The organism is Pseudomonas sp. E6002, assembly GCF_013385565.1.
Classification (GTDB): domain Bacteria; phylum Pseudomonadota; class Gammaproteobacteria; order Pseudomonadales; family Pseudomonadaceae; genus Aquipseudomonas.
In genome coordinates, this window is record NZ_JACAPT010000001.1 from 99,331 (window position 1) to 117,199 (window position 17,869).

Here is a 17,869-nt window from a genome sequence, read left to right on the forward strand (position 1 = left end):
AATAGGGATAAGCGTCAGCGCGAAGAGAAATCTTACTCAACCGTTTCAAGCACTGAATGCTCTGACGACAGTGGCAAAGAGCCCCGCACATTCATCCCCCAACCCGGCGCAAAGCCCGGGAAAAACACCAACCCTTCAGCCTCCAGGCGAAACGCCACACTCAGGCGGACAGCATCGTCCACGTCGCCATGGCTTTCAAAACGTTGAAGGGCGTCCACTTCCACATCCGCTTCCCGGGCCAGGTCTTCCCGGCTCCAGCCCAGCATCAGGCGGGCCTGGACGCTGTGCCGTGGGGTGAATTGATGAAGGACGATCTGCTGTTCTACGGTGCTGCTCATTGCCAGAGAGGACATGGACTTTCTCCAGGTTCGACGGGGGGAGGGCAAACTATACTGTGTTTTTGTACAGTTGTTTTGACCGCTCATCAACTGGATTTTCCGATAGCGCTGCCGCCGCTCTATTTCGCCCCTTCCAGGTAGGTGCTCGGTGACTGGCCCAGCACCCGGCGGAACATGCTGGAAAATGCCGCCGGGTTTTCATAGCCCAGGTCCAGGGCGATCCGGGTGACGCTTGCACCGCTGGCCAACCGCGCCAAGGCCTGCACAACACAGGCTCGCTGGCGCCACTGCACGAAGCTCAGGCCGGTTTGTTGGCGGAAATGCCGGCTGAAGGTGCGCAGGCTCAGGTGCGATTGTTGCGCCCATTGAACCGGTGACTGGTGCACGTCCGGCCGCTGCAGAAACGTCAGGCACAGAGCAAGCAGGCGAGGGTCCTCCGGCAGCGGGATATGCAGGGGCAAGTGCGTGGCACGTGCCAGTTCATACAACAGCAGGCTGACCAGCGCACCGTCGCGCCCGGCCTCGTCGTATTCCAGCGGCAGCTCCACCGCCTCCATCAGCAACTGTCGCATCAGGGGTGAAACGTTGATGACGTGGCAGTCGGTGCCCAAGTCGGTGACGGCGTGCGGTTCGATATACAGGCTGCGCGTCGACACGCCGAGCATCAGCACTTCATGGGGCACTTGGGCCGGAATCCACACCGCGCGCTGGGGCGGCACAACCCAGTTGCCTTGCTGGGTGCTGACTTGCATCACCCCGGTGGCGCCATACAGCAACTGGCCGCGGCGATGGCTGTGGCGCTTGAGCAGATAGCCGTGGGGATAGTCGGTGCCGATTGCCACGACCGTTCGCGGGGTCAGGTCGAGCTGAGCGATGGAAACGTTGCGCATGGAGCTGATTCCGGAAGTGGCAATATCTCGCATATTATTGGCCGACATGCGCAAGCGGGCCAAGCCTTGAATCTCTATCGTCGACAGCTCTCCCTGATACTGAAGGCGATTCCCGATGTTCTATCTATTACTGGCACTGTTCGGCTGTATGACCGGCGTGACCGCTGTGCTGTTCGGCTTCGGTGGCGGGTTCGTGGTGGTGCCGTTGCTGTACGGCATGCTCAAGCTCAGCCACGACGCGGGCGTGAGTGGATCAGCGATGCATATCGCGGTCGCCACCTCCACCTGCGTGATGATCGTCAACGCGCTGCTTGCTACCGGAAAACACCAGCGCAAAGGTAATCTGATTCGCCACTACCTGTGGCCGTTGGGCGGGTACATCGGGGTCGGCGCCGTGCTGGGGGCAGGGGCTGCAATGTTCGCCAGCGGCGATTTCATGCGGTACGCCTTTATCGCCTACCTGGCCATCACCATCGTCGATTGTCTGTTGCGCAGGGGCTTTCTCAGCCAGGACGACACACTCCAGCCACGACGCCTGAGCGGCATGGAAGTGACGGGCGGCGGCATCGCCATTGGCCTGATCGCGACCTTCCTGGGTGTGGGCGGCAGCGTGATGACCGTGCCGCTGTTACGCCGTTGTGGCTTGAGCATGTCCCAGTCCACGTCCATGGCCAACCCGCTGAGCGTGCCGGTGGCGCTGGCCGGTACGTTTACCTACATGCTCATGGCGGGATTCGCCGAGGTGCAATTGGGCACGTGGTTTGTCGGCTATGTCGATTTGCTGGCGTTCGCCATCCTCACCCTGGGCTCGCTGCTGGGCATTCGCCTGGCCACGCCGTGGATCGGTCGCATCCCGGATGCACTGCATGCGCGGGTGTATATCGGGTTGTTGGGCGTGGTGATGGTGAGCATGCTGGTCTGACGCAAGTGGATTTTGCGTTCTTTTAGCCGCAGGCTAGGGATACTTCTCTATTCAAAAGAAAGTGACCGGGGGAATGTCATGTCCATTTCCGAAAGCGATTGGCAGAAGTTCAAAGTCCTCAGGGCATTGGCGCTTGAACGCTTTTACCTAGGCGTACTGGCTGATGCAAAGACCATCAGCGAGCGCGAAACGCTTTCTGCCGAGGCTCGGTACAGGACGCTGTATAGCCTCACCAGGGATCGCGATAACGATGTCGTCCGAATGTTTGATCTCTACAGTCGTTCGAAAGCCCGCGAGAGCCTTGCGCAAATGATCAGGCATGATTTGTTGAGTGATTCAGAGTTGTCGGTATTAAGCGAAGAGACATTGAGCGCTATCGGCTACGCGGTCAGGCAGCGTTACGAAATCGAGTGGGTTGCTGCACACGTACAAGGCGACTGAGTCTTGTCTTAGACTTCAGTCAGAATGTTCAGGAAATATCTTGATGCTTAGTTTTAATTGTACGCAGGCGGCTGGTAATTTTTTTAGCCGGGTTCACAAAGGCAAAAAAATTACCCCGGTTCAAAAACCGCCGACACAAGAGCGCCAGGGCGATGACCTGTACGCCGACCCTCATCAGTGGCTGGTCCATGCCGCGACGGTGCAACGTAAACATGTGCTGTTGGCGATACATCTGAAAACCCGCTATTGCATGCTGTTTTTTGATATGAAAAAAGCCGACGCCGATGGCTTCGTGCGCACCTTTATTAATCGGTGGATGAGTGGTGTTTTGGATCTCGCCTTGAAGTCTGATGTTTTGGATTTGGTTGATCCGTCTGTGCCTGAGCAGCAATTCGTCAGTTTGGTCGAGTCGTACTCTCTACAGCAGCGGGGTGATCGGAGTGCGCAGACTCAAATCAACGAAATATTGCGGAGTTTTGAGATGGACGCAGAAGGCGTGGATCTTGTTGCAATGCCTTGGAGCGCTCTGCATTACGACGCTCGAATCAACCATACGCCTCGAAGCTTGAAAGATGTGAAGGGGCTTCATTTACCGGATGAGGAAATGCTGATTCACTGGTTGGTCACGGTAGGCGGCTTGGACCCTGCGGGCGCCGCACTTGCACGTGAAAAGTACCGTTTATTCAGCCGAAGGGCCTGACCTGGAATCGCATTACCGTTCTCCCAACCCCGGCGCCTCGCGAATAATCAGGTGATCCAGGTTCTCGATATTGGCACTGAATACCCCGAACGTCTGCTCGGGGTTTTTCTTGCTTGGCACCTGTTTCAGCTCCGGCGTCACCCCGTAGAAGAAGCAATACAACGGCCGATCACTGTCCACCGCGGCCTTGATCTGCTCCAGGAACGCCTTGCGCTTGCGGTAGTCCTCGATCAGTTTTTTGCTCAGGTAAACGTTGATGGAATAGGGCTTCTTGTCGAGCCAGGCTTTCTTTTCGAAGTCGATGCGAAAGCTGCTGGTGTAGTCCTTGATCTCCTTGATCTTGCCCCAGTAGATCAGGCCTTTATTGTCTTGCAGGTATTCGATCTTCTTGAAAAACGTCCAGTAGGTCGCGGTGTGATCGCCGATCTTCAAGGGCATGCTTTTCAGCTTTTCCTTATCGCCGATATTCGACACGTAGCATTCCACGGGGTGGGCAAAGACGCTGGTCTTGTCCGGGGTGGTGTCGCTTGAGCTGTGAGACAAGGCGTTGCGGGTTGCCGGCGTTTTCGGTGGCTCTTGTGCGGTGCCACCCTCAGCACCGATGACCGGCGTTTTGCGTTCGTACTGGCGCCGCGTCAGGACAAATTCCGACGGGAAGTTTTCCTCCGGCCCATCCTCAGATTCGCCTTTTCCGGCAGGGCGACTGGCGTAACGGCAACCCTCGATATGCCGGGTGCTGGGGATGTTCTTGAAGTGGGGCGTACGCAGGTAATTGACGTTTTTTGCATTGAACGTGCCCAACACATTGCCCGCCGCAAACGCCGCCCGGCATTCGTCGTTGGGGCACAGGAAACTGTCCTTGTCGGAATCGAAGGCGGCGGTTTCGTCGAAATTCAGGTCGCGCACGTCATAGATCGACAGCTTGTCGTCGAGACTCAGGCTGTAGGCCGTGTCGAATTTCATGGGGCTCGGGTCCGTGAGAGGTTTCGCTATTAATAGCGGGATATCGAGCAAATATCAGTAGAAATTACGCACGGACCACCACACGCCGGCCACTCAGGAAACACAAGGTGCCACCCACCGCCGTCAGCCCGCTGAGTACATAGAACATAGAGGCGGGGGATGCGTTGATCAGCAGGTAGCCGCAGATCACCGGGCTCAGTGCCCCGCCAAATGCCGCCAGGTTTTGTGCGCCGTAATAACTGCCGCGCAGGGCGTCCGGGGCGATGGTGTCGATAAACAGGAACTCGGACGGGTAGATGATCATCTCCCCGAGGGTGAACACAAACATCGCGACACACCACGACACCAGGCCGTCCGCCATGCTGAAGCCGATCAACCCGGCAATAAACAGTGAGGTGCCGAGCACGATCCAGTAGCGCAGTTGTTCACGCTTGAGGAAGCGGCCGATCTGGTACTGCATCAGGATCACCGTGATCGCGTTGCACGCCAGCACCGCAGAGAGGATTTTCAGCGCGTTCTCCGGCTTGTAGGCCACCAGCAGAAACTGCGACAGATACAGGGTGTAGCGCCCGTGGACAATGGTGCTCAACAGGCTGCCGCTGGTGAACAGGATCAAGGTGCGATCGCTGCGCAGGGTTCTCAGGGTGCTGAGAAAACTTAAGGGTTTGTTGCTGTCGTCGCGCTGGGTCGGTGGGATGCCGATCATCAGGAACAGGCTGCCAAAGGCAATCGCGCTGGCGATCAGGAACGGTGCCAGGGGCATCTGCCCGGCAATCACCACGCCGAGCATCGGGCCGGTGGCGTAGCCGACATTGGTCAGGGTGTAGCGCAGGGAAAACACCTTGGCCCGCTGGCCCACCGGCAGATTCTCGCTGATGATCGCCTTGGAGCCGATCAGGAACAGTGCCGAAGCGGCTTCGGTGATCACCAGGGTCAGGGTGGTCAGGTACAGGTTGCTGGCGAAGGTCAGCAACAGAAAACCGATGGAACTGGAAAGCATCGCCAGGATCAGCAGCTTGCGCTTTTCCAGGCGGTCGATGATGTAGCCACCGTAGAGGCCCAGCAGGGTGGCGATGAACACGGCGATGCCCATCAGCAAGCCGATGTCTTGCTGGTTGAGGCCCAGGCGGGTGCTCAGCAACAGGGCGAGCAATGGGCTGGTCATGGCGCGGCTGACGACGATGGTCACCGAGCAGATCATCAGGCGGCGGATTACCAGGGAGTACGTGGCCACGGTGGGGCGGATGTCCTTATTCTTTTTTCAAGGCGATGAAGATCCAGTGTGGGAGCGGGCTTGCTCGCGAATGCGGTGTGTCAGTGCCAACTGTACCGGCTGATCCACCGCATTCGCGAGCAAGCCCGCTCCCACATTTAGATCGAGTTACTGGCCGGCATTGATGCTGATTTTTTCCACCGCACCCTGCTCCAGATCCCACTTCTTCAGAATCTTGCCATACGTCCCATCATCAATCATGCCCTGCAACGCCTCACTGATGGCCGTGACCAACTCGGTATTGCTCTTCTCAATCCCAAGCCCGGTGAACTGCTTGGAAATCGCCAGGCCCACTGGCTTGTACTTACCCTTGTCCAGCGACATCAGGTAAGGAATGGTTTCACTGCCCTGCATCGCCGCATCCAGACGGTTCTGCTGCAACTGAGCCCGCGCATCCGCCGAGCCCTCGGTACCAATCACCACGATGGCTGGCTTACCGGCCTTTTCGCAGTTTTCCTTGCTCCACGCGGCAATTTCCGACGGCCAGGTCGTACGTCGGCTGGTGCCGACTTTTTTACCGCACAGGTCAGTCAATTCCTTGAGGTCTTCACGCTTGGCCAGGGTGTACAGCTGCGGGCCGCTGGTGAAGTAGTCGATAAAGGTCACCGCCTTCTGACGCTCGGCAGTGTCGGTCATGCCCGACAGCACAATGTCCACGCGCTTGGTGGTCAGGCCGCTGAGCATTTGTTCGAAGCCGGTTTCCTGCCACTTGATCTTCACCCCCAAACGCTCGGCCAGGGCGTTGCCCAGGTCAAAGTCCAGGCCGGTGAGCTTGTTGGTGGCGGTGTCCTTGAAATCCATCGGTGGGTAGTTCGGCACGATGGCCGCGCTGATCTCACCCTTGTCCTTGATCGCTGCCGGCAATGCCGCCAAAACCGAAGTGGAGGCCATCAGGCCTACGAGCAAACTTGGAAGAAACAGATTTTTCATGGGGGCGTTCTCGTTAGTTTTTTAGTTAAGTGCGAACGGCAGAAATAAAGCTTTGGGTACGCGGGTTTTGTGGGCTTATTAGAATTTCTTCCGGGCTGCCGGCTTCCACAATCTGGCCGGCATCCATAAACACCATGCGGTTGGACACTTCGCGGGCGAAGCCCAACTCATGGGTGACCACAATCATGGTCATGCCGGTGGTGGCCAAATCGCGCATCACCGACAGCACTTCTCCTACCAGCTCCGGGTCGAGGGCCGACGTGGGTTCGTCAAACAACATCAGCTTGGGGCGCATCGCCAGCGCACGGGCAATTGCCACACGTTGTTGCTGGCCGCCGGACAACTCCACCGGGTAGGCATTGCGCTTGTCCGCCAGGCCGACGCGGGCCAACAACTCCAACGCATCCTCGGTGGCTTCCTTGGGCGAGCGCTTGAGCACCTGGCACGGGCCCTCGATGATGTTCTGCAACACGGTCATGTGCGGGAACAGATTGAAGCGCTGAAACACCATGCCGGTGGCCAGGCGCTGACGAGCAATCTGTGATTCATTCAACTCATGCAGCTTGTTGCCGACGACCCGGTAGCCCACCAGTTCGCCATCGACCCACAGGCCGCCCTTGTCGATTTTTTCCAGCTGATTGACGCAGCGCAGCAGGGTACTTTTGCCGGAACCGGACGGGCCGATGATGCACAGCACTTCGCCTTGTTCGACTTCCAGGTTGATGTCCTGCAACGCGTGATACTGGTCGTAATACTTGTTCAGGTTCACGGCCTTGACGATGCTTCTCATGGGCAAATCTCCTCAGTCAGGGCTTACGAGCGCTTGCCGGCGCCGCGGGCAAAACGACGCTCGAGGCGGCTCTGACCGAATGAAAGAACAGTCACCACCGCCAGGTACCAGATGCCGGCAACAATCAGCAGCTCCATGACCCGGGCGTTGGCGTAGTAGATGTTTTGCGCGTTGTGCAGCAGCTCCGAGTACTGGATCACACTCGCCAGGCTGGTCATTTTCACCATGCTGATGAACTCGTTGCCTACAGGCGGAATGATCACCCGCATCGCCTGGGGCAGAATCACCCTACGCAGCGCCTGAAGGCTCGGCATGCCGATCGACTTGGCGGCTTCGTACTGACCGGTGTCCACCGACAACAGGCCGGCGCGCACCACTTCAGCGGTGTAGGCACCCTGGTTGATGCTCAGGCCGAGGAGGGCGGCCACGAACGGCGTCATCAGGTCCACGGTATCGATGCTGAACAGGCCGGGAATCGCGATCACCGGGAAAATCAGCGCCAGGTTGAACCACAACAGCAGTTGCAGAATCAGCGGCGTACCCCGGAACAGCCAGGTGTAGGTGATGGCCACGTAACGCAGGATCGGGTTGGCCGACATGCGCATGATCGCAGTGATCACCCCGATCACCACCCCCAGCGCCATGGCCAGGATCGACATGATGATGGTGTTCACCAAGCCCCAGATGATCGCCTCGGACGTGAGGAACTGACCGATGTAGGACCATTCGATCTGGCCGTTGGCGAATGCACGCAGCAAGGCAGCCAGTGCGATCACGATCAACGTGGCAAAAAACATCCGCCCGTAATAGCGACGCGGCACGTGCTCGTACTGGGTGATATCGAACTGGTTCTCGGTCTGCTGGCGCTCGGCTTGCAAGCGCTCTGCCGGGGTTTGTTTCATGGTGACTCTCCAAAACAACTGAATACACTGATCGTTCCCACGCTCTGCGTGGGAATGCAGCAAGGGATGCTCTGCGTCCCCAAAGCGTGACGCGGAGCATCACAAGAGGCATTCCCACGCAGAGCGTGGGAACGATCTTTAAATTCGAAAGCCGGTGTAGTTTTCTGCCCACTTCTGTTGCGCAGCCAGGGCCACCTTCAACCGCCCAATCTGCTCCCGCACCCGATCCGGCGCCGTACCGCCCCAACCACTGCGCGCCGCAATCGCCGCTTCCAGGGTCAGGCACTCACGCACTTGCGGCGTCAGCCGCGTATCCACCTCTGCCAACAACGCCGGCGAGGCTTCCCACAATTCAATTTCATGCTTCTCACAGGCCTGCACCAAGGCACCGGTAATCTCATGGGCCTCCTTGAACGGCACACCACGAGTGGCCAGCCAATCCGCCACCTCAGTTGCCAATGTGAAACCCATTGGCGCCTGACGCCGCAGCTCTTCCACCTGCACCTTCATCGTCGCGACCATCCCGGCCATCGCCGGCAGCACCAGCAGCAACGTATCCACGCTGTCCAACACGCTGTGCTTGTCTTCACTCAAGTCGCGGTTGTACGACAGCGGCAACGACTTGAGCGTCGACATCAACCCGGTCAGGTTGCCAATCAAACGCCCAGCCTTACCCCGCGCCAATTCGGCAATGTCCGGGTTCTTCTTCTGCGGCATGATCGAGCTACCAGTGGCGTAGGCATCGTCCAACTGCACCCAGCGAAACTGCCGCGACGACCACAGGCAAAACTCCTCCGACAGCCGTGAAATATTCACCCCGAGCATGCCCGCCACAAACAGAAATTCCGCCACGTGGTCACGACTGGCTACAGCATCAATCGAGTTTTCGCACGGCCCGGTGTAACCCATCTCCTTGGCCGAATGCTCCGGCTGGCGAGCAATTGCCGAGCCGGCCATCGCCGCAGCACCCAACGGCGACAACGCCGTACGCGCATCCCAGTCCACCAGGCGCTGCACATCCCGCAGCATTGACTGCGCATGAGCCAGCAGGTGATGGGCGAACACAACCGGCTGCGCCTGCTGCAAATGGGTGAAGCCCGGGCAGATGCTCTCGATATGCTGCTCGGCCTGGTCCACCAGCGCCTGCTGCAATCCCAACACCTCGGTGGTGATGGTGCGCGCGTGGTCTCGCAGGAACAGGCGCAAATCGTTGGCCGTCTGGTCATTGCGCGAACGCCCGGCGCGCAGCTTGCCACCTAGGGCGCCCAAACGCTCGGTCAACACCCGCTCGATGAAGGTGTGCACATCCTCGTCATCCAGCGTCGGGTGCAGGCGGCCAGCGGCAAAGTCCTCACCAATCCGGTCCAGCGCTTCCAGGGTGCGCAAGGTTTCCGACTCATCCAGCAACCCGGCGCGCTGCAACTCACGGGCATGGGCCCGGGAGCCGGCCAGGTCGTAGGGCGTCAGGCGAAAATAGCGCTCGGGGCAACGGGACAGCGCCGCCAAAGCAGCAGACGGGCCGGACTTGAAACGAGCACCCCAGAGGCGATCGGTGGGCTGAGACATGGTGTTCCTCACGCTTGTTTTTAGAAGTGACAAGCCCGATGGACGTGGCTTGGCCTTATGGATTCGGAGGGCAGTAGCAAAACGAAAAGTCCTGATCGAAGTGTCAGGTTTTTATGGGCATTAAATCAGCCGGTAAAAGCTGTTCAACCCGCTATATTCAAGGTTGCCAAGGGCGGTTAAGTATGTTCATTATTGCCGCCCGGCGATGTTCATGGAGTAGGTCAAAGCCTGTTGAATATGGCACTTGAGGTCAACACGTATTATGGAAACCCCACTTTCCAATTCTGGAAACATACCGCCAAAACCCGGCACAAGACCGCCCCTGCAACTCAGTGGCCTGGACTTCAAATTGCTGCGGGTGTTCAAGGCTGTGGTCGAAGCGGGCGGCTTCAGCGCGGCGCAGAACGAGCTGAATGTGGGCCTGGCGGCGATCAGCAAGCAGATTTCCGACCTGGAAATTCGCATCGGCATGCGCCTGTGTACGCGAGGGCGGGAAGGGTTTGGCCTGACCGAAGAAGGCAAATTAGTCTATCAAGCGTCCATTGAATTATTTGCCTCGGTAGACAGTTTCAGAGACAAGCTTAGTTCGGCGCAGAATGAACTGATCGGCGACCTTAGTGTGGGCGTTATTGATAACACCGTCTCCGACGTTAATTCACCATTGATTAACGCGCTGGGAAGATTACATACAGAGTCGCCAAAAATAAGATTACGTCTACATGCCTCGCAACTGGACGAAGTTGAACGGGGCGTGGTGGAAGGGCGGCTGATTGTCGGCATCGTCCCGGTGTACCAGCGACGGGAAGAATTCGATTATTTCCCGCTGTACGAAGAAAAGTCCCACGCGTACTGCGCCGTCGGGCATCCGCTGTTTGAAGCGAGTGACATCAACGCAGATGTGTTGCGCCAGCATGAAGTGGTCAACCATCGTTACGCGATCCACAGCGACAAGGCCAACTTCGTCAGCTACGACAGTCAGTCCGCCTCGGCCTCACAGGTTGAAGCCGTGGCCATCCTCATCCTCACCGGCCGCTTCCTGGGCTTCCTCCCGGAACACTACGCCGCGCCGCTGGTGAAGGAAGGGCGCCTGCGCGTGTTATGCCCGGAGCAGATCCACCTGAGCACAGCGTTCAACCTTATCCTGCGCCACAACGCCCCACGAAGCCCGCTGGTCAAAGCCTTCGCAACGGCATTGGGCGTGGATCTGAAAGCGCCAATCTAATCCGCTCATCCAACTCTGAGGACATACAGAGACCCCCTGTGGGAGCTGTCGAGCCCCAGCGAGGCTGCGATGGGATCAACTCGGTCTACCCGCAGACCATATCCACCCGCATCACCGCCGCAACTTGCCCAACTTCTTCTTCGCATGAAAATGCGCTTCCTGCGCCGCTACCAACAGCTACCTGTTCGGCTACGCTCGTCGGGTAGCTGCTATAGAGCTATGCAATAGAGCACCTGCAAACTATCATTCTTACCTGTCTTCCCATGCCTTAAGAGGTGTTCCTTATGTCTACTGGAACGATCTTCACCAATAACCGTACACAAAATATCCGCATCCCTGCTGACATGCGTTTTCCCGCTGGGGTGAAAACTGTAGAGGTGCGTGCCGTGGGGCGCGAACTGATTATTTCGCCGGTTGAAAACACTTGGGACAGCTTTTTCCTTGCAAGCGAATCGGTATCTGATGATTTTATGGAGGAGCGCGCCGACCAAACCCAGCAAGAGCGAGAGTCCTTTGATGATTAAGTACATGCTTGATACGAACATAGTGATCTACATCATCAAGCGTCGGCCTATGGAAATACTGGAAAAATTCAATGCGAATGTAGGTCGTATGGTGATCTCTTCGATCACCCTTGCGGAATTGATGCACGGGGCCGAAAAAAGCCAGTTTGTTGAGAGAAATACTCGGGCGGTGGAGGACTTCATCTCCCGGCTTGACGTCATTCACTACGATGACAAGGCCGCTTTTCACTACGGCTCGATCCGCTCCGATCTCGAAAAGAAGGGCACTCCAATCGGCGTAAATGACCTGCACATCGCGGGCCACGCCAGAAGCTCAGGATTGGTCTTGGTGACTAACAACGAAGGTGAGTTCAAGCGAGTGAATGGCTTGATCGTGGAAAACTGGATCGCCGCCTAAGGCAGTCAATCCAGCGCACACAGATAGGTCGTCCAGGCGATTCAGCGTTGCTTGATTCGTTTCTTCTTCGCATGAAAATGCCGAAAATGCGCATCCTGCGCCGCCGCCAACAACTCCCGATCCCCGCGCGTATCACCCCAGGCCCTGAGCCGATACTCCCCCAGATCCCCATAAACCGCCTCAAGCCGAAGCACCTTATTCTCACACCGGCAATTATTCCCGGTGAGCTTGCCCGTCAATACTCCGTCAACCACCTCAAGCTCAGTGCCTATCAACCGGATCCCAAGCCGATCCGCAAACGGCTGCAACACCAACGCCGGCGACGCCGAACACAGCGTCACCACCGCCCCGGACTTCACCTCATCGGCCACCGATTGCAGCCCGGTTGGCCGCATCAACTTGTTCCAATAGGCCTGGCAATACGCTTCCGCTTTCTGCTGAACCCACGCCTTATCCACGCCGGTCATAAAGGTGCGGATCAACTGCGCCTTGAGCTCATCACGGCTAATCACGCGCAACAGAAACTGCGCGCCAGGCACCGCCAGCTTCACCATCCTGCGCACGAACTCGCCTTTACCAAAGGCGAACTTCAGGAACGGCACGAAGCTGTCGTGGTGGGTCAGGGTGCCGTCGAAGTCAAAGACGGAGAGCACTTTGGCATCCAAGGGGCCGGATTCGAGCATGTCTGGGTTCACGGGCGGGTCTCGGTCCTATCTCGTAATTTTGGTAATACATCAGTTGTGACCACAGAAGTTTACTCTTCTTTCAATCTTTCGATTTTCGAGTAAAGCCCTTTGGTGAAGTCACCGCGGTCACTTGATCGGTGACAACGCTGATGGCAATTCGGGCACAAGGCTACAGCATTGGTGATGCGATCCGAACCCTTCTGGGCGAGGTGCTTGACGTGATGTACTTCAAGAAATGGCAAGCCATCCACTTCGAAGGGAGCGTTTGAACCGCAGCCTTCGCAAATGCCATTGGCCTCATTCAATACCCAAGCGCGTACTTTGGGATCGCGAACAAAAGCCGTACCGACAATGGACACTTTCTGTGGCTTCGCAATTCCGTCCGGCACCTTCTCGATGGGCTGCTGCAGTAGCTTGGATGCTCGGCGGACGAGGGTTTGTTCATCTGCAGTTTGCGCTGTTTCATCTGATTCAAATATACGAAGGGCAGTGAGGGCTTTGCGAATCTGTTGTTCTACTCCCGAGCCCACGTTATTTGCAGGTTTGTACCCCTTGATCCGATCCAGGCCCATTTGGACCAGAACCGCAGAGATATTCTGCATGCGAAACTCGATGGAGCCTTCTGTACGACCTGCGATTGGTCCCTGACGTAGCAATCGGTTTTCATGGGCTTTATTAAAGGGTTGGCCGTTCTTCTCCAACGCCAACATCTTCAAGTAGGTCTCGACTGCCGCGGCTAATTCCTCGTCGCTCCAGTCGATGCTGTCTTTTGTAATATCCATACAGTCGCCGAGGGTAGAAAGTCCTCGGACGATACTGAGTGGCCACTAGCACGTCTACGAAATTTCCTACGAGACTGTAGGATTTGGCACTCTGCAAATACAAAAAAGCCCTGAACAAGTCAGGGCTTTTCAGTTGGCTAAGGAATCAATCCCAGCTCAGCGCGCCACCAGTCTGATACTCGATCACACGAGTCTCAAAGAAATTCTTCTCTTTCTTCAAGTCCATGATCTCGCTCATCCACGGGAACGGGTTGGTGGTGCCTGGGTATTCTTCTTTCAAACCAATCTGCGACAGACGACGGTTCGCGATGAACTTGAGGTAGTCCTCCATCATCGCCGCATTCATGCCCAACACCCCACGCGGCATGGTGTCACGCGCGTATTCGATCTCCAGCTGAGTCCCTTGCAGGATCATCTGGGTCGCTTCTTCCTTCATCTCGGCATCCCACAGGTGCGGGTTTTCGATTTTGATCTGGTTGATCACATCGATACCGAAGTTCAGGTGCATCGACTCATCCCGCAGGATGTACTGGAACTGCTCGGCCACGCCGGTCATTTTGTTGCGACGGCCCATGGACAAAATCTGGGTGAAGCCGCAGTAGAAGAAGATGCCTTCCAGTACGCAGTAGTAGGCCACCAGGTTGCGCAGCAGCTCTTTGTCAGTCTCAACGGTACCGGTTTCGAACTTCGGATCGGAGATCGAACGGGTGTACTTCAAGCCCCAGGCAGCCTTTTTGGCGACCGATGGAATCTCGTGGTACATGTTGAAGATCTCGCCTTCATCCATGGCCAGCGATTCGATGCAGTACTGGTAGGCGTGGGTGTGGATCGCTTCTTCGAAGGCCTGGCGCAGGATGTACTGGCGGCACTCCGGGTTGGTGATCAGGCGGTACACGGCCAGTACCAGATTGTTCGCGACCAACGAATCCGCAGTGGAGAAGAAGCCGAGGTTGCGCATCACGATGCGACGTTCGTCGTCGGTCAGGCCTTCCGGGTTTTTCCACAGGGCGATGTCGGCGGTCATGTTGACCTCTTGCGGCATCCAGTGGTTGGCGCAGCCGTCGAGGTACTTCTGCCAGGCCCAGTCGTACTTGAAAGGTACGAGTTGGTTGAGGTCGGCGCGGCAGTTGATCATGCGCTTTTCGTCAACGGCGACGCGGGCGGCGGAGCCTTCCAGCTCGGCGAGGCCTTCGGCGACGTCGAGTTTGTCGAGGGCGGCCTTGGCGCGCACGATGGCGGCGGAGTCAGCGGCGGTGACGGCGCGGGCTTCGATGGCGGCAGCAGCGCCGGCGCCGTCGAGGCGGTCCATGTTGGCTTCGGTGGCGTGGCCGGCGTTGGCGCCTTTGGCAACTACTTCGCCGTCTTCTTCTTTGTCGAACTCGTCCCAGCTCAGCATGACGTGTCGTCTCCTGCGTGAGGGCTCTAAGGTGCCCGTGTGAAACCGGATGGTTGGGTGTTCACACGGCCCAAAGGCCGCGGTGGATCTTAAGGAATCGTTTGTTGCAGCTAGCGCACGCATTAAACGGAATCAGGGTTACGGGTGTTCTGCTTGAGGCTTGAGGGGCGGAGCAATGCTTACTGGCTCCAGCGGGGGCCTCAGGTCTGGCTCTTCGTCCCCATGTAAAGGGATATTGCAGGCCCGATTTACCCGCGCATTATAGGGAAAAATTCGACTTTGTGTTGCGGCGGATGGTCTCGGTGAGCGGCCAAAATGGTGGTGTTTGCAGCCAAGGTCCGGGTTTACAAGGCTTTGCCTGGCTTGGATTTTTTTGACGGGCGGTAGGCGTTTGTTTCAGCGCGCCGAACTGGGGCAGATTCGGTCTGGAAGTTCTTGCGCCGTTTGGCGCAAGAACGGGTCGCGGGGGGTTACTGGGCTGCGGCTTTGATGCTGGCAAACATCTGCTTGCCAGCCTTGGCAGGGTCCGCGTCTTTATTGCTCATGAAGTTGCTGACCACATCAAACACCGCCCCTTGCACCGCCTGGGACGTGGACATGTTGAAGGCCATGCTCGGCTCCAGCGTGCCGGCGTTCTCGGCTTCGGCGAAGTCCTTGGCGGAAGCCTGGGCACAGCTGTCGAACTGGCTCATGTCCAGGCCCTTGATCACCGGGATGGAGCCTTTGTTCTGGTTGAACACGCTCTGGAATTGCGGCTCCAGGGCGATCTTGGCCAGGTCGTCGCGAGCCGCGTTGTTGCCCGGCGTATCATTTTTACTGGACGGTTTGAACATGGCCAGTGAGTCGATGGTGTAGCTATAAATGCCTTGTGAGCCGGGGAAGGGCACGCATTCATAATCGGCCCCGGCTTTTTTACCCGCCGCGGTCCACTCACTCTTGGCCCAGTCCCCCATGATTTGCATGCCGGCCTGGCCATTGATGACTTTGGCGGTTTCCATGTTCCAGTCCTGGCCTGCGCCGTTGGGGTCCATGTAGGTCTTCAGCTTGCGCAGCGCGACGAAGACTTCGGTCATTTTGGGGCCGGTGAAGGTGGCTTCGTCGTTGTCGATAAAGGCTTTCTGGAAGCCATCGGCGCCCAGGATGCTGAGCACCAGGCCTTCAAATACGGTGGTGTCCTGCCAGGGTTGGCCGCCGTGGGCGATGGCGATGAAGCCGGCGGCCTTGAGTTTGTCGCCGGCGGCGTAGAGTTCTTCCAGGGTGGCCGGGGCTTTGGACACGCCGGCTTTCTTGAGCACCTCGGGGTTGATCCATAACCAGTTGATGCGGTGGATGTTGAGCGGTACGGCGACGTAGTGGTCGTCGAACTTCATCAGTTGCGCAATGCTTTCGGGCAGCAGGCTGTCCCAGTGATTGGCCTTGGCGACGTTGTCGACGCTGGTCAGCAGGCCCAGCTTGCCCCACTCCTGAATGTCCGGAGCTTTGATCTGCGCGGCAGAGGGCGGGTTGCCGGAGACGGCGCGGCTCTTGAGGACGGTCATGGCAGCAGCGCCACCGCCGCCGGCCACGGCACTGTTTTGCCAGATGAAGCCGTCTTTCTCGATCAGTTGTTGCAGCACCTGTACAGACTTGGCTTCCCCGCCCGAGGTCCAGTAGTGGACGACTTCAACAGTGCCTTTGCTGTCGGCTGCGTGAGCGGCGAACGTGCAAAGGCTGGCGAGGGAGATGGCAACGGCAAGGCGATGGGGGATTTTCATGTGGGATAACCCTTTTTGTTGTTTTGGGGAGCGGTGCTTATTCCAGCCCCAGCCCTTTGCGGCCGAGGGTGTTCAGTTGCGGCGTCATGAAGCGGTCTTTCCACTCTTTCTCGTAGTCCTCCCGGGCGAAATCATCCGGTGAGGCCCCTTGCTCGAACGCCCTGAGCACATCCTTGGCGTACCGCAGGTTTTTCGGGCACATGGGCGCGGCGGGCACGTACATCACGTTGCCCCAGCCCTGTTGATTTTCGACGGGGGCGACGCTGTGGATCACGTCGCAGTGCCACCACACCGAATCGCCGGCCTGCACGTCCGGAATCGGGGTCATGCCCTGGACCAGCAGCGGGTGCCATTTCTCTGAAACTGGCAGCACCTTGCCCGGCGCAACGCCGCACAGCTCATCTTCGGGGACATCGTCCAGCAGCGGGCGCAGCAGCATGTAGGCCATGGCCTTGGGGATCGGCAAGGTATGCAGCACGCCCTGGTCGGCCTGCATGTCGCACAGTGCGGTCCAGCCCTGGAAGGTGCGGAAGGCCGAGCATTTCACCGTGTCCTTGTAGGCGTATTCATCGACTTCGGTGCGATGGGCGGCGTCCCAGGGGTCGTAGGACTTGAAGTCGTTGCGGTAGATCTTGTCGAACACCTTGAGGTAGGCGGGGTGCAGCCAGCGTTCCAGGGCGCCCGAGTCGGTGTGCGGGCCAAGCCCTTTGGAGCTGGTGCCCGGTGGGCGGCGGCGGACGCGGTCGGGGTATAGCGCATTGATGTCTGGGTCGAACCATTGCCGGCCTTGGGAATCGTAGGTCCACAGGCGATTCAGGAACGACTGCGCGGCGCCCATGCGCTCGTGTTGGCGCAGTTGCATCTGGGCGTCGGACCAATAGATCGGGAATATCTCCGGGCGCGAGGCTTCGAGGTTACCGAAGAAATTGTCGGCCGGGCCGCGATACACCTCGTCGAAATGGTTGTGGTCGAGGTAGTCCAGCAGGCTCTTGTCCCACGCGAGCACCTGTTCCCTGGGGAAGTGGTTGCGGATCACCAGGCAGCCCCTGCGCTTGATGATTGCCCGTTGTGCTTCGGTGACCTGGCCGTTGGCGATGGTTTCAAAGTCAAGCTCGGGCCAGGCGGACTGCTGTGCCTTGATCGAGGCGATTTCAGTACTGATGAACTCGCTGACCTCGGCGAACAGCGTAGGCACATCGCCGATCTGCGCGCGCAGGGCCTTTTTCATCGCGACGATGCTGCGCTTGTAGTCGTCCGGCAGCTCGGCGCATTCGAAGGCGTGGTAGTTGCTCATGGGGTGACCTGTCTTGTTGTTGTGTGCATACCGGTATGGAATCACCCCGGCCCGCCTGGGCGGCAGCCTGATTTGGCGCGTTGAGCAGTACGATTGTGG

Annotated in this window: 19 protein-coding genes; 6 read left to right on the plus strand and 13 right to left on the minus strand. The window is 58.0% G+C overall.

What is annotated here, in order from left to right:
- Positions 1 to 32: 32 nt before the first annotated feature.
- Together HX815_RS00515 and HX815_RS00520 are read right to left on the minus strand one after the other, a co-directional pair.
- Positions 33 to 353, minus strand: coding sequence for a helix-turn-helix transcriptional regulator (locus HX815_RS00515; protein WP_023659239.1), 321 nt, complete (start codon positions 351 to 353; stop codon positions 33 to 35).
- A 104-nt stretch (positions 354 to 457) separates the two neighbouring features.
- Positions 458 to 1,228: a helix-turn-helix transcriptional regulator gene (locus HX815_RS00520; protein ID WP_177022219.1), complete on the minus strand. Its 771-nt coding sequence runs from the start codon at positions 1,226 to 1,228 to the stop codon at positions 458 to 460.
- Between the two features lie 115 nt (positions 1,229 to 1,343).
- Here HX815_RS00520 and HX815_RS00525 point away from each other — a divergent pair, with 115 nt between their 5' ends.
- The 3 genes from HX815_RS00525 to HX815_RS00535 all read left to right on the plus strand — a co-directional run bounded on the left by HX815_RS00525 (position 1,344) and on the right by HX815_RS00535 (position 3,291).
- Positions 1,344 to 2,150, plus strand: a complete 807-nt coding sequence (locus tag HX815_RS00525) for a sulfite exporter TauE/SafE family protein (RefSeq protein WP_177027671.1) — start codon at positions 1,344 to 1,346, stop codon at positions 2,148 to 2,150.
- 78 nt (positions 2,151 to 2,228) lie between these two features.
- Positions 2,229 to 2,591, plus strand: coding sequence for a hypothetical protein (locus tag HX815_RS00530; protein WP_003211495.1), 363 nt, complete (start codon positions 2,229 to 2,231; stop codon positions 2,589 to 2,591).
- 43 nt (positions 2,592 to 2,634) lie between these two features.
- Complete coding sequence (locus HX815_RS00535; RefSeq protein ID WP_023659241.1) at positions 2,635 to 3,291, plus strand: hypothetical protein; 657 nt, start codon at positions 2,635 to 2,637, stop codon at positions 3,289 to 3,291.
- Between the two features lie 12 nt (positions 3,292 to 3,303).
- On the opposite strand, the gene HX815_RS00540 is transcribed toward HX815_RS00535, so the two are convergent.
- The 6 genes from HX815_RS00540 to argH form a co-directional block, all read right to left on the minus strand.
- A complete protein-coding gene (locus HX815_RS00540; RefSeq protein ID WP_177027672.1) occupies positions 3,304 to 4,254 on the minus strand; it encodes a hypothetical protein in 951 nt (316 codons plus the stop codon).
- 64 nt (positions 4,255 to 4,318) lie between these two features.
- Positions 4,319 to 5,488: an MFS transporter gene (locus HX815_RS00545; RefSeq protein WP_003211499.1), complete on the minus strand. Its 1,170-nt coding sequence runs from the start codon at positions 5,486 to 5,488 to the stop codon at positions 4,319 to 4,321.
- Positions 5,489 to 5,635: 147 nt separating this feature from the next.
- Positions 5,636 to 6,457, minus strand: coding sequence for an ABC transporter substrate-binding protein (locus HX815_RS00550; RefSeq protein ID WP_177027673.1), 822 nt, complete (start codon positions 6,455 to 6,457; stop codon positions 5,636 to 5,638).
- A 25-nt stretch (positions 6,458 to 6,482) separates the two neighbouring features.
- Complete coding sequence (locus tag HX815_RS00555) at positions 6,483 to 7,247, minus strand: amino acid ABC transporter ATP-binding protein (RefSeq protein ID WP_003211502.1); 765 nt, start codon at positions 7,245 to 7,247, stop codon at positions 6,483 to 6,485.
- A 23-nt stretch (positions 7,248 to 7,270) separates the two neighbouring features.
- Complete coding sequence (locus HX815_RS00560; RefSeq protein WP_003211504.1) at positions 7,271 to 8,149, minus strand: amino acid ABC transporter permease; 879 nt, start codon at positions 8,147 to 8,149, stop codon at positions 7,271 to 7,273.
- Between the two features lie 138 nt (positions 8,150 to 8,287).
- Positions 8,288 to 9,715 carry an argininosuccinate lyase gene (gene argH, locus HX815_RS00565; RefSeq protein WP_177027674.1) on the minus strand — a complete coding sequence of 476 codons (1,428 nt, stop codon included), beginning with the start codon at positions 9,713 to 9,715 and terminating at the stop codon, positions 8,288 to 8,290.
- Positions 9,716 to 9,977: 262 nt separating this feature from the next.
- Here argH and HX815_RS00570 point away from each other — a divergent pair, with 262 nt between their 5' ends.
- The 3 genes from HX815_RS00570 to HX815_RS00580 all read left to right on the plus strand — a co-directional run bounded on the left by HX815_RS00570 (position 9,978) and on the right by HX815_RS00580 (position 11,858).
- Positions 9,978 to 10,937: a LysR family transcriptional regulator gene (locus tag HX815_RS00570; protein ID WP_087693116.1), complete on the plus strand. Its 960-nt coding sequence runs from the start codon at positions 9,978 to 9,980 to the stop codon at positions 10,935 to 10,937.
- A 284-nt stretch (positions 10,938 to 11,221) separates the two neighbouring features.
- Positions 11,222 to 11,461: a type II toxin-antitoxin system VapB family antitoxin gene (gene vapB, locus HX815_RS00575; RefSeq protein WP_008432930.1), complete on the plus strand. Its 240-nt coding sequence runs from the start codon at positions 11,222 to 11,224 to the stop codon at positions 11,459 to 11,461.
- Entirely contained in the window at positions 11,454 to 11,858 is a 405-nt protein-coding gene (locus HX815_RS00580) for a type II toxin-antitoxin system VapC family toxin (RefSeq protein WP_008432929.1), read from the plus strand. The genes vapB and HX815_RS00580 overlap by 8 nt, the downstream gene beginning before the upstream one ends.
- A 41-nt stretch (positions 11,859 to 11,899) precedes the next feature.
- On the opposite strand, the gene HX815_RS00585 is transcribed toward HX815_RS00580, so the two are convergent.
- The 5 genes from HX815_RS00585 to HX815_RS00605 all read right to left on the minus strand — a co-directional run bounded on the left by HX815_RS00585 (position 11,900) and on the right by HX815_RS00605 (position 17,770).
- Positions 11,900 to 12,541 (minus strand): HAD-IB family hydrolase, encoded by a 642-nt coding sequence (locus tag HX815_RS00585; protein WP_003211514.1) that lies wholly within the window; start codon positions 12,539 to 12,541, stop codon positions 11,900 to 11,902.
- 71 nt (positions 12,542 to 12,612) lie between these two features.
- Positions 12,613 to 13,326, minus strand: a complete 714-nt coding sequence (locus HX815_RS00590; protein WP_177027675.1) for an HNH endonuclease — start codon at positions 13,324 to 13,326, stop codon at positions 12,613 to 12,615.
- A gap of 145 nt (positions 13,327 to 13,471) precedes the next feature.
- The gene (locus HX815_RS00595) at positions 13,472 to 14,722 is read right to left on the minus strand and encodes a ribonucleotide-diphosphate reductase subunit beta (RefSeq protein ID WP_023659243.1); all 1,251 of its coding nucleotides are present in this window, start codon (positions 14,720 to 14,722) and stop codon (positions 13,472 to 13,474) included.
- Positions 14,723 to 15,192: 470 nt separating this feature from the next.
- Complete coding sequence (locus HX815_RS00600; RefSeq protein ID WP_003214355.1) at positions 15,193 to 16,476, minus strand: ABC transporter substrate-binding protein; 1,284 nt, start codon at positions 16,474 to 16,476, stop codon at positions 15,193 to 15,195.
- Between the two features lie 37 nt (positions 16,477 to 16,513).
- Entirely contained in the window at positions 16,514 to 17,770 is a 1,257-nt protein-coding gene (locus tag HX815_RS00605; RefSeq protein WP_177027676.1) for a DUF1479 domain-containing protein, read from the minus strand.
- Positions 17,771 to 17,869 lie beyond the last annotated feature (99 nt).